The sequence below is a fragment of the Microtetraspora malaysiensis genome, from assembly GCF_050947145.1.
Lineage (GTDB): Bacteria > Actinomycetota > Actinomycetes > Streptosporangiales > Streptosporangiaceae > Microtetraspora_A > Microtetraspora_A malaysiensis.
This window is the reverse complement of sequence record NZ_CP191998.1, coordinates 724403-738396: the sequence shown is the minus strand read 5'-3', so window position 1 is coordinate 738396 and position 13994 is coordinate 724403. Positions and strand designations below refer to the sequence as shown.

Genomic DNA, 13994 nt, shown 5'->3' with positions numbered 1-13994 from the left:
AGCATCGGCTACCCCCTTTACTCAGAACCCCGCCAGCACGGCCGCGATGGCCGGATAGCCGAGGAAGATCAGAAAACCGGCGAACAACCCCACGGTGACGACGCTCATCCGTTCGGTCGCGGCCTGGGCGTCGGTCTCGATCTCGGCGAGCTGGTGCGCCCGCAGCGACGTGGCCTTCGCCACGAGAGAAGCGCGCACCCGAGCGCCCTCGGTCCCGGCGAGCGCGACGGAGGCGGCCAGCTCGGACAGCTCACGGATGCCGTATTCCTCGCCCATCTCCCCGAGCGCGGACCACGGCGTACGGCGTGCGGACGTGGCGGCGACCAGAGTCGCACGCAGCTGGACGAACGCCCATCCGCTGCCGCCCTGCGACGCGTCCGTGAGCGCGCCGTCCACGCCCCGCCCGCCGGCGAGCGAGATGACAACGAGGTCCAGGAACGCCGACAGCGTGTGGCGGAACTCGCGTCGCCGCTCCGCCGCCTGCGACTTGAGCGCCAGATCCGGTACGAAGAACCCCAGAGCGCCGAACAGCAGCATGTTCCACGCGGGCACCTGCCACGGCACCGCGATATCCGCCAGCACCATGACCGCGTACACGGCTGGCCCCAGCAGGGCGAAGACCAGCGCGCACCCCGCCTTTTCCCCGAGGTAGCGATCCAGGTTCTTGCCGCAGACCGCCAGGTCACGGCGTACGGCGGCGCCGGGCAGGCCTCGGGAGGTGAGCGAACGGGCCAGAGGACGACCGAGCCGGCCGGTCCATCCCTCCTCAGCGGTCTCCTCAACCGGAGAAGCGTGGTGAAGCCGGAGGAACTCCTGGGCGAGCGTGAGCCGGGCAGGCCACAGCCCGGAGGCGACGAGCACGAGGCCGAGCCCGATCCCGGCGCCAAGCAGCAGTGAGACCGCCATCAGCCCTCCAGGTTCGTGAGGATGCGCTGCGGCTCGCCGACCTGGCCGAGCCTGTGGATGAGCAGGAACGAGCCCGCGAACATCGCTCCGGCCAGGAGCAGCACCACCTGCCCGATCAGCGTGTTGTACGGCGAGAGGAAGTCGCGGTTGAACAGCATCAGCCCTCCCGCCATGACCACGGTGACGGCGATGACGGTCCGGACCGACGAGCGCGTTCGCGCCCGCGCTGCGGCCATGCGCAGCCGCATGACTGAGTGGGCGCGGGCGGCGTCGGCCAGACGGCCGAGCAGCTCGCCGAGCTGCCCCGCCTGCCGCCTGCTCGCCGTGATCAGCGCGGCGCAGACCAGATCCCCCGTCGGGTCCGCGAGGTCGTCGGCGAGCAACTTCAGCGCGTGCGGGAGCCGCTCTCCCCTGTCGACGCGCACGGCCAGCTCGGCGATCTCGGGACGGATCGGCTCCGGCACGATCGCCGCGGTGCCGATGACTGCCTGGTGCAACCCGGCGGAGGCGGCGAGGGTGTCCCTGAGCATCTCGGCCCAGGTGGCGATGGCCTCGATCTTGGCCACCTGCCTGGCGTGCTCGCGATCCGGGCCGAGCGCCCGTGGCAGGAACCACGCCGCGAGCCCGGCGAGCAGCGCGCCGACCGGCCAGCGGGTCAACGCCCCGACGACTACGGCGGCACCTGTGCAGGCGGCGAGCCGTACCAGGAGCCTCGGCTCCACCCCACGCCGGACCTCGGCCACGACCGGCCGCCGCTTGAGCCCCGATCCGATCAGCAGGATGCCGAAGCCGGCGCCCGCGCCGAGCAGCGCGGACAGCAGGACGATCGCACCGCTCACGAAGCGAGCCACCCTTCGACGTCCAGCCCGGCGGCTTCGAGATCGTCGAGCGTCTCGGTGCGCAGTGGGTGGTTGCGGGCGGCGCGGCGGTCCGGCCCCGGGCTGTAGATCTCGTTCGAGATCACGCTGATGCCGTCACAGCCGACGACCTCCCGGATGCTGGAGATCACCCGCGTGCCGTCCCGGGTGACGGCCAGGTAGACCACGAAGTGGACCGCCTCGGAGACCAGCAGCGCCGCCGCCTCGGCGGACAGGCGTTCGGGAGCCTGCGCGGCGAAGGAGGCCAGCCGGGAGAAAGCGCCCTGGCTGGAGCTCGCGTGCAACGTGCACAGGGAGCCGTCGTTTCCCTGGGTCATCGCGTTGAGCATCGGGATGCACTCGTCACCCTTGACCTCTCCGACGATGACGCGGCTCGGTGACATGCCCAGGGCGACCCGTACGAGATCGGCAAGGGTGATCTCGCCCTCCCCTTCGATGTTGGCCTTGCGCGCCTGCAACGCGAGGACGTTGCTGTGGGTGTCCTTGTCACGGTCCAAGCCGAGCTCGAAATGCTCCTCCGCCGTGATGATCCGTTCGTGGCGGGGCAGCACCGACGCCATGGCACGCAACAGCGTGGTCTTTCCTCCTCCGGTCGCCCCGACGACCACGATGTTCTTTCGCGCGCGGACGAGAGCGGTCAGGAAGTCCTGCATGGACGCTGAGAAGGTGCCGGTCCGGCGCAGCTCCGGCAAGGTCGCCGTGGGAAAGCGGTGACGGCGGATCGAGACTGCGGGATGCCGGGAGACCGCCATCGTCGCGACCAGCCGTGATCCGTCGGGCAGCTCCATGGCCAGGGTCGGGCAGCCCGGATCGAACCGGCGCTCCCCCACGCCGAGCAGCGCGGCGGCCGTACGGACCATCTCGGCCAGGTCCTCGTCGGAGTCGGCGACCGGCCCGACCTCCTCGCTGGTGCCGTCGGCGTACGTGACGTGTACGTCGTTGAAGGCGTTGGCGTTGATGTTCTCGATCCGAGTGTCGTCCAGCAGCGGCTGGAATCCCCCCAACCCGAACAGCGCGTTGTCGACGGCCCGGGCGATCCGGGCCTCCGTAGTCGGGTCGAGCGGCGGGCGCCCGGTGTCGATCGCCTTCCTGACGTGCGCGTCGAGAGCCGCCGTGATGAGCTCCTGGCCGTACTTCCGGCGCTCCTGCGGGGTCATCGGCGGTCGGCCGTACTCCTCGTCGGCGCGGGTGCGGAACGCGATCCGCTCCGCCACCTCGGCCCGGATCTGCTTGATCAGGTCGTTCATGCGCTCGGCTCCAGCTCGAAGGGCGAGGCCAGCACCGCGCCGACCTGGCGGGCTGCTCTGAGAAGGCGCGTGCGATGCCGCCGCCCCTCCAGGAACGCCTGCGCCGCCGGGTCGTGGCGGAGGTGGGCGAGAATCTTCAACCCCACCGCATCGGTGACCTCCCCAGGCGGGTACGGTCCCTGCCCGACGAGGACCAGTTCCGCGTGCGGGACGACCTGGGCCAGTCCCTCCAGGTGGACCAGGTCGGCCAGCCTGGGTTTGGCCAGGATGAGAAGCCTGTCCATGGAGTTCGCAAGCTCCATGGACGGCCCGTTCAGCCGACCCAGATCGGCGAGGAGCGACACGCTGCGTGGAAGCCGCCGCACGACCTCGGGCAGCGTGGCGGCGAGGGCCGTGAGAGCGGCCTGCGCCTGACCCGGCCCCACCGGCGCGGGGATCACCTTCACGCCCGTCGGCAAGGTCTGCGCGTGCCGGAACAGCAGCTCCGGGTCTCGGTCCCTGCGGATCTCGGTAGCGAGAGAGGCGATTCCTGGGTCGGGCTGCAACCGGAAACATCCGGCAATGTCGCCGCCCGACGCGTCGAGTTCCGCAAGGAGAACGGGAAGACCGGCCGGCCACGCGGTGGCCAGAGCGAGCGCGAACGTGGTCACGCCGGGCGAGCCCTTCACCGAGGCCAGGCCGATCGCCGTCACGGCTCCTCCGGAGAGATCTGCATCAGCGTGACTAGCCCCTGCGCGACGGGCGCGGCGATGGCCTGCGCGTCACTTCTCGACAGCAGCAACGTGACAACGGCTGGGTTCTGCGGCTGCTCCGCGTGCTCCACCTTGGTAACCACGGCGGACACCGCCCTCGACACGATGCCGTCGTCCGCTCCGGCACCGGCGCCGGGAATCGGCGATATAGCGACTCGGTTGCCGGGCGCGAGATCCGGCGGATATTGCCCGGGTTTCACCGCGACGCCGATTAGGGCCAGGCCTCGTCTCGGATACCTCGGATCGCCGACGTGGCGTCTAGCGAGCAGGGCGCCCGCGGCCAGAGGAATAGTGACCTGGCGCCCCACTATCGTCCGCGCCTCGCTCGCCGGGACGAGATCGGCGTCGATGCTCCCCTTGACCACGCGTAGATCCGCCGGGACCAGCGTGTGCCCCGCCTGGAGATCACGCTGGACCGCAAGCGCGCCGTCCACACCCTGGTTCCTGAGCGTGACCGCGGCCGACGCGAAAGCGCAGGCCAGCACCACGATGCCGCCGAGAAGCATCCTCCCGGCACTGCGCCGCCTCCTCGGCGCTCCCGTTTTCGGGCGCGTCTGAGCCGCAGCCATCCTGACCAAGCCGTCCCCCTCTTCAGTTCTCCGTGTCAACCGGTGACGATCGCCTGGCTCTCGGCCACGCGGAAGCTCGCGCTCGACGTGGTCGACAACGGCGGCAGCGTGCCGCTCTCTCCGGAGGCAGACCAGGTCACGCGCCAGGTGATCGTCGCGGTCACGCGGTATCCGTCGTCCCTGCCGCTGGATCTCAGGTAGGTGTGACCACAGGTCGGGGAGGATTTCCGCGGATCGTCCCTGCCGTCGCGATATGGGGTCCCCGGCCCCTTGCAAATCACGGTGGCCCCGTCGCCCATGGTCCAGCTGACGCTCACGGGCGTCGCCGTCGCCACAGCGGTGATCCCGCCGGCCGTCGCGGTCGCGGTGTACGGACGCCAGGTCTGGCGAGCGACCGCGAGCCAGATGGGCAGGCGGACCAGCTGGAGGTCCTCAGCCTTCGGCGATGAGCCGATCGCCGGGGCGGGAAGCCGGAAGCGGTCCCGAGCCATCAGGGCGACCATCACCGGCGTGACCGCCGGACTCTCGTCTCCGGGGTCACCCTTCGGTGCTCCCCCATCGCGGACGAGCATGCCCGGTTGTCCAGGACAGGTGACCAGCGCCCACCGGCCGCTGCCCGATGCACCGGGTGGGGCCTCCGCGGGCTCCGACGTACATCCGGGCCTCTTGCCGCCGACGACCGGAGCGACGGCGGGCTTGTCCGTGCGGGGCTGCGGTCTGCTGTTCCACCAGCGTCGGGCCTCCGCGACACACCCTGGACCACCACTGGGAGCGCAGGTGATGAGGCTCCCGCCTCCACCGCCGGGCCCGGGATCGCGCAGCGCGCCATGGGCCGCGCAGATAAGCGCGGACGCGAGGATGACATGCATCAACACGTTCCGACCTCCCTGACGACAAAGGAGGTCACGTACCAGGCTCCCTTGCGAAGGACCAGGCCCGCGGTGGTGCGGTGACGGCCGCCCGGATCGACGTCCTCCACGCGACGGCCGTCCTTGCCGTAGATCAGAAACTTGGTGTCGTCGACGCAGTCGCTGACGGTCGCCTTCGTCGGGCCGCTTGCCGGTTTGAGAGCCGTGATCCGGGGGCGCAGCTCCGGCTCCCCCTTGACGACCTGTTCCTTCTGGTAGGCGACGTAGAGGCCATGGCGCAGGACCTTCTCGGCGTCGCCGATCGCGTGGTCGGCAATCGCTGGATCATTCCAGTCAGAGGTGCTCGCGGCGTGGCGGAAGTTCTGCCACATGCCGTAGTACGCCGCGAGCACGGCCTCTTTGGTCGACACCCGCGGATCGATCGACGCGGTCACGCTCGGCGGGGCTATTGCCTTCTCGCCGGCTTCGCTGCCGGGTTCAGTGGACTGGCATGCGGGAACGGCGAAAATCGCTCCTGACAATAGGAGCCCCAAAAGAAGCTTTCGCCGCCACATGACATGTCCTCGCAGCACAAGTAGGGGGTAACCGCGCGGATGAAACACGGTAATGCGCTGCGATGACTAAATCCAGCAACCGAATGCAACCAGCACAGAAAAACGGGCTTTTATCGCCCGAAATTATTCGCGCATGTCACGACAGATGCGTGTAATCGGCTGGGTAAAAAGTGCGCGGCAGGAGTTTCCCCCCTCCTGCCGCGCGATCCGGCGAGCTCTGCCCGGCCTGCGCACCGGGCCTACGGATCGGCCGAAAGCGACCGCCGGAGCTCGCCGGAGTCCTCGGGGCCGACGACGCTTCTCGTCGTCGACGTCCAGTCCAACCGGACCCCTTTCAGATAGGCCAGGCCTGCACCTCCCGGTCGAGGTTCCGCATGCGTGCCTGGTACAGCGGAGCGATCAGGCGGGCGGCGCCGACGGGATCGGCGGCCGGGTGCAGCTGCCAGCTCCGGTCCTGTCCAGCCCACCGGTACACGCGCAAGAGCCCGGTCCAGACGACAAGCCCGGGAGCGAGACTGAGCATCGGATTGCCAGAGTTCAGCCGGAAGACGTCCCTGTCCTCCGTGAGGATCTCGACGGCCTTCAGCTCCCGCCGGAGGTCCTCGACGGCCTCGTCTTTCATCGGGACACCTCCGCCGTGCGAACGCTCCCCGAGCGGGAGACCGGCCTGGCCCTGAAGTGATGCTCGATCGCCCATGCCTGGCGCCCAAGTCGGCACAACGCGATGTGCAGTGCGGCGAGGTCCCGCGTCCTGGACATTGCCCAGAAGCCGCCGGTGTGCCGGCCGGACCAGACGGTCCATGAGGTCAGGCGAGCCGTGAGAAGCCGGGCGGCTTCTCTTGCGTTCGTCTCGTCCATATCGACGTCCTCGCATTGCCGGAAATCGGGTCAGTCCCAGTAGAGGGCCTGCGTACCGGCCTCGGGAGGATGACAATGAGGAGCACCGACGGACACGGAGCGTGTTCGAGCGAGTGCGGAGGTCAATATGGCCGATTCACCCCAGTGGGCGAAGCGAATTCGTACCGAGCGCAAGGCGCAGCTGTGGGACGTCCACACCATGGCGCGTCGCCTGCGTGCCGCCGCCGGCGACGACGGCAGTGATCTCCCAGACCACGAGGCGCTCGTACGGTCCATCCGCCGCTGGGAGTCCGGACGGATCAGCACGCTGAGCGAGCGGTACCGGCTGCTGTTCTGCCGCGTGCTGGGACTGGGTGAAGAAGCCCTTTTCGCCGACGCGACGGAGATCTCGGCGCAGGATCCCCCGACCGCGAACATGTCAGCCCCTGCCGACCCTCATGACCTGAGCGCGATGACCGCCTTCCGAGGAGCCGACCGACAGGTCGGGGGCGGTCACCTCTACGCCACGGTGGTCGGATATCTGGAGCGTGACGTCGCGCCGCGCCTGTTCGGAGGCTCCGAGGGACCATCGGCGTTCGTCTCAGCCGCCGCGCTCACCGAGATGGCGGGGTGGATGGCGCACGACGTCGGCCAGGACGCCACCGCGGACCTGCACTTCTCCCGAGCGCTCGACCTCGCGGGCATCGGAGGAGACCGCCAGCTCGAAGCCCACGTCCTCGGCAGCATGAGCCACCTCGCCGAGCACCGCGGGCACGCGGACAGCGCCATACGGCTGGCCCGCAGGGGAACGGAGATGCTGGCCGCCACGCGCACCTCGGCTCCCGCCATGGAATCGCGCCTGCTGACCATGGCCGCCCGGAGCTTCGCCGCTTTGGGCGACTCAGCAGAGTCTGCGCGCCTACTACTCCAGGCAGAAGGCATTCTGGACGGCGAGCCGACGAGCGCGCTGTCGCCCTGGGTCGGCCCCTTCGACGAAGGCTCGCTGGCGCTCGACGCGGCGCGCTCCATGCTCGCGCTCGGACAGCTGCGCGAGGCACGCCGGCAGGCCGATCGAGCGGTGGCCTTGCGATCAGGAAACCGGACACGCAGCCGAGCGCTGGGGCGGCTGCTCCTTGCGAAGGTGTTGCTGGCCGAAAGCCAGGTCGGGGAAGCGTGTCACGTGGTGATGAGCGTGGTCGAGGACACGCGCTCTCTGGGCTCGCTGGTCGTCACTCGCCAATTGGCCGATCTCCACGGGCTACTTGAGGCGTACCGTGAAGAGGAGATCGTCGCCGAGGCCCTCACTGTGCTGGCCGAAGCCCTGGAGGAACGGCGCTGGCTGTACCGATGGGGAGGTTCTGAACGTGGACCCCGAAGCCCCGCTCTATGAGCGCGACCCGGTGGCCTGGAACGCCTACCTCGCCGAAGGCAACGCCAAGCAAGCCCGCAAGCGCGTCGGTGCCGACGTCCTGATCCGCGACGAGCAGGGCCGGATCCTGCTCGTCGATCCGAAGTACAAGCCGGATTGGGACCTACCCGGAGGCATGGCCGAAGCCAACGAGTCCCCTGCGGCCGCCGCCCGCCGCGAGATCAAGGAAGAGCTCGGGCTCGACCTGGAGATCGGCCACCTGCTCGTCGTCGACTGGGTCTCCCCCCACGGCCCCTGGGACGACTCACTCATGTTTATTTTCGATGGCGGGATCGTCACAGGCCCGCTAGAGACCTACTTCAGGACTACGGACGAGGAACTGTCCGAGATCCGCTTCTGCACGGCCTCAGAGGCAGAAAGTCTTCTGCGACCATACGTATGGAATCGATTGCACTCAGCCCTCAGAACACTTCAAGGCGGCCGGGCCGCTTACCGCGAGAACGGCGAATGACCTGCCGCCGCACCCTACGCTTTCCGGAGGCGATCACCTCTTACTGAGCTCGCGTATGGCTGCTCGAAGCTGACTGTCGTCCGGTAGGTGCGATTTCGCGAACTCCGAGGCAGGAGGCAGGACGACCGGATGGAATTCGAAGGACGGATCGCCTCCTTCTAAAATCCGCTCCACCTGCGGCTTTCTCCCCTCATACCCGTCCCGAAAGCGGGGATTGCGGACGTAAATCGAGATGATCTTGTTGCCGCACCAGCCGTCCACACGGAACAGCGCATCGGCAAGCGGGTGAGCCCGTACGTCCAAGCCTGCAGCGCGAAGCCGAACTACGGCATAGGCCTCCCTGAGGAAGGAGTAGTAGAAGTTGCCAACACGCCACCGCATGGCCGCTCTAGCCTCCTGACGGCCCCAGCCGTCCCGGACGGTCGCCTCGACCTCACGCTTGGCCGGCTCCATGAGCATGACATTCGCCCGTTCATCCTCCTGGAAGAAGCGGTAGATATCACCCCATCGAGGAAAGGTTCCGATTGCCTCCAAGGCGTAGTGGAAGACGTGAGTGAATGCGAAATCCGGGTTCCACTTGTCGATCCGCTCGATCTCTTTGGCTTTGTCCCCCTTGATCTCGTCGAGGGCGTGATCGCTGATGTTCCTAGGAAGCGCCCGGGTGATGTCATCGACGGTCAGCTCGTAGAGGATCCGCGTCTTGTGCGCCATAACGTGCTCGACAACGTGCCGCCTCCTGCGACTCGTCTCCCATTGCCGGAACCGGCGACGGGCATCTGGAGCGCGACAGAAGAGTTGAACGACCTCATCGGCATCGGTGATCAGTGTCATGTGGCCCTCGGCACGGTTGGAGGCTTCCTAGATCACTGCCTCGAACCATACGCCACAAGGCCGACATTTCGTTAAATGGGCGTTTTGCCAGGTCGGATAACTTCTCTGATCATGGAAGCCGCCGTCAGAGGGTCTTCGTGCTCCCAAATACGGATCACTCGCCAACCAGCCTCCCGGAGCAGTCGGTCAGTCTCCAGGTCCCGCTCACGGTTACGCCGGACCTTCTCAGCCCAGAACTCGGGATTGGTGGCAGAGACGGTGTGATGGGTCGGACAGCCGTGCCAGAAGCAGCCATCCATGAAGACGGCAACCTTCGCCTTGGTGAATACAAGATCCGCGGTGCGGCGGACCGACCTGAGGGGACGATATGAAACCCTGTAACGCAAGCCCAGCGCATGGACGGCGCGGCGAAGAGCCAACTCAGGCTTGGTGTCCTTGCCCTTGTTTGACCGCATGCTCGCTCTGGTGGCCTCGCTCGAGGCCCATGACTCCACCGGTCTGGCCACAGAGGCAACCGTAAGCCCTAGGCCGGCATCCTCAGGTGCGGGGCCCCGCTCCCGCTACGAACAGCTGCTCGATTTTGTCGCCCCGCCGGTGTTAGCTATCCCTGGGCTAGCGCCCGTACCCCCTGCTGCTACTTCACCTTGGGCCTCAGGGGCAAACCAGGAGGACTGCTACCCCTATAGTTACGGGACTATAGGTCTGCGGGGAGGCGTTGATGACAAGGGTGATCCGCACGATCGACCTGTTCGCAGGAGCAGGCGGCCTTGCTCAAGGCTTCAAGCAGGCCAACCTTGGCTTCGAGCCGGTCTTCGCCGTGGAAGTCGATCCAGCAGCCGCACGAACCTTCAAGCGCAACTTCGACTGCCGCGTCCATGACGGACCGATCGAGCAGGTCGATGACTACCCCGAAGCTGACGTGATCGTCGGAGGGCCGCCGTGCCAAGGCTTCAGCCCGCTCGGTCGGGACCGTGATGACGAAAGCCGGGCGCAACTGAACGAGCTCTGGCAGCACTACCTGACGGCGGTCCGCCAAGTTAAGCCAAAAGCATTCGTAATCGAGAACGTTCCGGAATTCCAGAAGTCGGCACAGTTCGCACGGCTCTTGCACCTCCTCGATACAGATGAGGACCTCAAGGAGTACGGCTACGCATATGGGGTGCTGAACGCCGCCGACTATGGAGTGCCCCAGCGCCGACGCAGAGGGATACTCGTAGCCATCAAGGGTCTCGAGCGTATTCCTTGGCCCCCGCCCCCGACCCACGGTTCCGAGTTGCTCGGCCAGAAACCATACGCGACGCTGCGTGATGTCATCGATGACCTCGCCCCATATCCCGAAGTCGACGACATAGCGACCCTGCCGGATGGCACTCAAGATCTCCACTTCCGGCGCAACCCGCGCCCGATGTCATTGGAGCGCTACCGGGCGATCCCGGAGGGCGGTAATCGTTTCGACCTTGCTAGGAATCGTCCTGACCTCCTTCCGCGATGCTGGGCCAACAAGCCCACAGGCACGACGGACGTGATGGGAAGGCTTTGGTGGGACCGGCCAAGCTTCACCATTCGGACCGAATTCTTCAAGCCCGAGAAGGGTCGGTACCTACACCCCACTGCGGATCGACCGATCACACATCGTGAGGCCGCGCGTCTTCAGAGTTTCCCGGATGACTTCGTGTTCGAGGGTACCAAGATCGAGGTCGCGCGCCAGATCGGTAACGCCGTACCGCCCAAGCTCGCTGAAGCCCTCGCCAATTTCGTTTATTCTTTGGCGTTCAGGCCGACCGAGGGGTCATAGCGACATATTTCGGGCACCTTATTGATCACCGGAGTGTGGCGCTTCTAGGCTTCATTTGTGGCCGACACTCTCGATCTTCAATTCCCCGACTCCGCCGGACCGATCGTCGAACCCGCGGCCCTCAGTGGACATGACCGATCCCTTGATGCAGTGGAGTCTTGGTTCCGCGCTCAATCAAAGATGGACGAGCGATTCGGAGAGGTCCTCCGTCAGTCGATCGACGAGGTTCTCGACGGACAACGGACCGGCCGATTCGACATCTATGCATCGAATGTAGCGAAAACTGAGCGAACCTACCTTGGAACCAAAGTCGAGATCGTCTGCCAAGACGAATTTCAGCTCGAACGAGGCCAGGCCATGGACTACCGGATCGCCGGTCACCAGGTTGACGCGAAGTTCTCCATGTCCTCGCAGTTCGGACAAGCGATCCCTCGTGAGGCGATAGGGCACCTCTGCCTGCTCATGTACGCGCACGATCGTCGTGGACGCTTCTCCGTTGGACTAGTTCGAGCGAAAGAAGACATCCTCAATACCGGAGCCAACCAAGACGGCAAGAGGACTGAGCTATTCCGCGTAACGGATCATGACGGGTTGTAAGCATTCACGTGATGCGCGGAACGTAACGAGATTTCGACTATCGGTAGCAGTCGGGCTGGCGTCGGGGCACGGCTTACGATTTCGAAAGGGATGGCAGGGTGAAAACCGGGCAGGCTGTCCCGCACTTCAGATCTCACCCATCGCACACCGTGATCAAGCAAGATCTCTACGTGCACCACCTGAATGCTTACGACGGGTTGTGATCTTCGGTCAGGTGTCTGCTGTGTTCGAGGCGGAGGATGACATGCGCGGCCTTGGTGATCGCGCCGATCCGCCGGGGATCGAGGCTGACCCGCCGCAGCGCCTTGAAGGTCATTTTGAGCAGGGAGTTCGCGCGTTCGGCGACGGCGTGCACGCCGCGGATGACCTGGTTGTAGGCCTTCTGCTCTTCGGTGAGTTCGGCGTTCTTGGGCTTCTTGACCGGGGTGCGGATGGCCGGGCTGAGGTTCTCATAGCCCAGGTCGGTCAGCGTGAGCAGGCCGGTCTCGGTGGCGGCCTGCTCCAGAGCTACCAAGAGCCCGTCGGCGGTTTTCGCGCAGGTGGTGTCGTGCTCGCGGCCAGGCCGGACCTCGGAGGTCCACAGCGGGAAACCCTCGGGATCGGACAGGACCTGGATGTTGCCGCCGTGGTGTTTGTGCTTGCCACTCCACCACAGGTCGGCGCCGTTGGGGCCGGGTGTGCTGATCCGGTCGGTACGGATGACCGTGCCGTCCAGGTTGAGGTGACCGGCGCCCCGCGCCTTGGCCCCCGCCAGGGCCGTGGCCAGATCGGGGGCGTCAGCGGCGAGGGCGTCGATGCCTTCGTGCAGGTAGTCGTAGGCGGTGCTGCGGCTGATGGCGTTGTCGGTGGCCAGTTGTCGTACCCGGGTGCCGTCCAGGAACCATCGCAAGACCAGCACGGCCTGCTTGAACGGGCCGAGCGCGCGAGTGCCGGCCCGCGTGCCACGTTGAGTGCGGCGGGCGGCCAGGAGCGCCGACAGGTACTCGACCGTCTCCCGCTTGATCTCCAAGGTGGCGGTGTATGTGACACTAGAAGACACGTGAAGCCTCTGGTTCTCGAAGTTGATCTGTCGCAAGACCACTTCTTACCAGGGGCTTCACTACGTTCGAGCGCCAGATCCAGCCCACTGGACCATTCGCGCCCGCCACTCGAAGATCACGCTCCGCCACGGATGCTTACGCGGAATGGCTCACTATCAGCCAGGCGGGCAGATCAAAGGTCCGATGGTTGGTGCGGGAAGGACGACTTCCGGAGAATCAGCTGCTCAGCATGCCGGAAAGCGTGCTCGAATTGATCTTCAACCGGAAGCTATCGAAGCAGGAGCGTGTCACCACGCTCTTTCGGCAGGTCCAGGGAAGAATCATCCATCGCCGCACCTTGGTCACCGTGGCGCAACAGCACGACGGCCCAAAACGCGCCCGTGACGCACGTCTGACTGTATGCGCCGACGGCATCCTCATCCTGGGTTACCGAGATGGCCATCCGGAGATAGCAAGGGATCTCGGCCTGACGGTTCCACGACAGAGTGAATGGATCAGTGCTCGCGTAGTACCGCGCCCCCCTGGTGATGAACGGCCCACCGCGCTCATTCATGGAGTTCAGTACGTTGTGGCACGCCCCGTCGAGGATTGTCATGCCATAGCACCTCGCTACGGAACCGGCGAGTAGCCACTCACTGCTACTGCAGAACCGACAGGGTTCCACCTCATCAGGAGGATACTGGTTCTGATCAAGCGGGACGCCACTGCCCTGCGCCGGACCTCGCCCGTCGCTCACGGGCAAGGAGAGGTGTCCGCGGCCAAGCCCTAGTCCTCTCAAGCTTGCGAGGCGCACCTTCAAGGTGGGCCAACCGACATAACAGCCGGCTGAGGCATCCCACCCTGGATCGCGCGCGATCGACTACGAGCGGCATCCCGGCCCTGGCGAGCTGGTGAAGGAGAAGGAACACTGCCTTGCGATGGTTCTTGAACGGCGAGGCCTTGTAGCGAGAAGGGCCAACGCGCCAAGGCGCGGTGTCTGCACACTCCCAAGGTGCTCTACCGGAAAAGCGGACTACTCCCTCTGATTTAGCTCGCGAAACATCGTCACATAGTCGGCCGCATCGCTTCGCCGATAATCCTCCCTGTAGCCCCTGATTATCACGAGCTTCAGGAAAAAGTTGGCGAGCTTATCCACAACGGCAAGGAGTGCGCAGGCCACACATATAATGGGAAGCACCCACGCAGATAGCGGCTGCGCCCCCAAGAATTCAGCCAAAGAGTAACCAGCGATTCCCGCGG

16 protein-coding genes are annotated in these 13994 nt (G+C 66.0%); 5 read left to right on the top strand and 11 right to left on the bottom strand.

Annotation, left to right across the window (positions count from 1 at the left end):
* Positions 1–21: 21 nt before the first annotated feature.
* The 8 genes from ACQP1V_RS03630 to ACQP1V_RS03595 all read right to left on the bottom strand — a co-directional run bounded on the left by ACQP1V_RS03630 (position 22) and on the right by ACQP1V_RS03595 (position 6397).
* Positions 22–906 (bottom strand): type II secretion system F family protein, encoded by an 885-nt coding sequence (locus ACQP1V_RS03630; protein WP_433418771.1) that lies wholly within the window; start codon positions 904–906, stop codon positions 22–24.
* Positions 906–1745 (bottom strand): type II secretion system F family protein, encoded by an 840-nt coding sequence (locus ACQP1V_RS03625; RefSeq protein WP_433418770.1) that lies wholly within the window; start codon positions 1743–1745, stop codon positions 906–908. Before ACQP1V_RS03625 ends, ACQP1V_RS03630 begins: the two co-directional genes overlap by 1 nt.
* Positions 1742–3031: a CpaF family protein gene (locus ACQP1V_RS03620; protein WP_433418768.1), complete on the bottom strand. Its 1290-nt coding sequence runs from the start codon at positions 3029–3031 to the stop codon at positions 1742–1744. Before ACQP1V_RS03620 ends, ACQP1V_RS03625 begins: the two co-directional genes overlap by 4 nt.
* Positions 3028–3723, bottom strand: coding sequence for a hypothetical protein (locus ACQP1V_RS03615; protein ID WP_433418766.1), 696 nt, complete (start codon positions 3721–3723; stop codon positions 3028–3030). The genes ACQP1V_RS03620 and ACQP1V_RS03615 overlap by 4 nt, the downstream gene beginning before the upstream one ends.
* Positions 3720–4289 carry a hypothetical protein gene (locus tag ACQP1V_RS03610; RefSeq protein ID WP_433418764.1) on the bottom strand — a complete coding sequence of 190 codons (570 nt, stop codon included), beginning with the start codon at positions 4287–4289 and terminating at the stop codon, positions 3720–3722. The genes ACQP1V_RS03615 and ACQP1V_RS03610 overlap by 4 nt, the downstream gene beginning before the upstream one ends.
* Positions 4290–4387: 98 nt before the next feature.
* The gene (locus tag ACQP1V_RS03605; RefSeq protein ID WP_433418762.1) at positions 4388–4924 is read right to left on the bottom strand and encodes a hypothetical protein; all 537 of its coding nucleotides are present in this window, start codon (positions 4922–4924) and stop codon (positions 4388–4390) included.
* 296 nt (positions 4925–5220) lie between these two features.
* Complete coding sequence (locus tag ACQP1V_RS03600) at positions 5221–5655, bottom strand: hypothetical protein (protein ID WP_433418760.1); 435 nt, start codon at positions 5653–5655, stop codon at positions 5221–5223.
* A 454-nt stretch (positions 5656–6109) separates the two neighbouring features.
* The gene (locus ACQP1V_RS03595) at positions 6110–6397 is read right to left on the bottom strand and encodes a hypothetical protein (RefSeq protein WP_387416127.1); all 288 of its coding nucleotides are present in this window, start codon (positions 6395–6397) and stop codon (positions 6110–6112) included.
* A 363-nt stretch (positions 6398–6760) separates the two neighbouring features.
* Here ACQP1V_RS03595 and ACQP1V_RS03590 point away from each other — a divergent pair, with 363 nt between their 5' ends.
* Positions 6761–8002, top strand: a complete 1242-nt coding sequence (locus tag ACQP1V_RS03590; RefSeq protein WP_433418758.1) for a hypothetical protein — start codon at positions 6761–6763, stop codon at positions 8000–8002.
* On the top strand, positions 7977–8492 hold the full coding sequence (locus ACQP1V_RS03585; protein WP_433418757.1) for an NUDIX domain-containing protein: 516 nt from the start codon (positions 7977–7979) through the stop codon (positions 8490–8492). Before ACQP1V_RS03590 ends, ACQP1V_RS03585 begins: the two co-directional genes overlap by 26 nt.
* 33 nt (positions 8493–8525) lie before the next feature.
* On the opposite strand, the gene ACQP1V_RS03580 is transcribed toward ACQP1V_RS03585, so the two are convergent.
* Positions 8526–9323, bottom strand: a complete 798-nt coding sequence (locus ACQP1V_RS03580) for a hypothetical protein (protein WP_433418755.1) — start codon at positions 9321–9323, stop codon at positions 8526–8528.
* Positions 9324–9394: 71 nt separating this feature from the next.
* A complete protein-coding gene (locus ACQP1V_RS03575; RefSeq protein WP_433425747.1) occupies positions 9395–9817 on the bottom strand; it encodes a very short patch repair endonuclease in 423 nt (140 codons plus the stop codon).
* Positions 9818–10041: 224 nt separating this feature from the next.
* On the opposite strand from ACQP1V_RS03575, the gene ACQP1V_RS03570 reads away from it, so the two are divergent.
* Positions 10042–11118: a DNA cytosine methyltransferase gene (locus ACQP1V_RS03570; protein ID WP_433418753.1), complete on the top strand. Its 1077-nt coding sequence runs from the start codon at positions 10042–10044 to the stop codon at positions 11116–11118.
* Positions 11119–11175: 57 nt separating this feature from the next.
* The gene (locus ACQP1V_RS03565; protein ID WP_433418751.1) at positions 11176–11715 is read left to right on the top strand and encodes a NaeI family type II restriction endonuclease; all 540 of its coding nucleotides are present in this window, start codon (positions 11176–11178) and stop codon (positions 11713–11715) included.
* Positions 11716–11902: 187 nt separating this feature from the next.
* On the opposite strand, the gene ACQP1V_RS03560 is transcribed toward ACQP1V_RS03565, so the two are convergent.
* Positions 11903–12781 carry an HARBI1 family protein gene (locus tag ACQP1V_RS03560; RefSeq protein WP_433425745.1) on the bottom strand — a complete coding sequence of 293 codons (879 nt, stop codon included), beginning with the start codon at positions 12779–12781 and terminating at the stop codon, positions 11903–11905.
* Positions 12782–12945: 164 nt separating this feature from the next.
* Between ACQP1V_RS03560 and ACQP1V_RS03555 the strand changes: the two genes are divergently transcribed.
* Positions 12946–13383 carry a NaeI family type II restriction endonuclease gene (locus ACQP1V_RS03555; protein WP_433425743.1) on the top strand — a complete coding sequence of 146 codons (438 nt, stop codon included), beginning with the start codon at positions 12946–12948 and terminating at the stop codon, positions 13381–13383.
* Positions 13384–13994 lie beyond the last annotated feature (611 nt).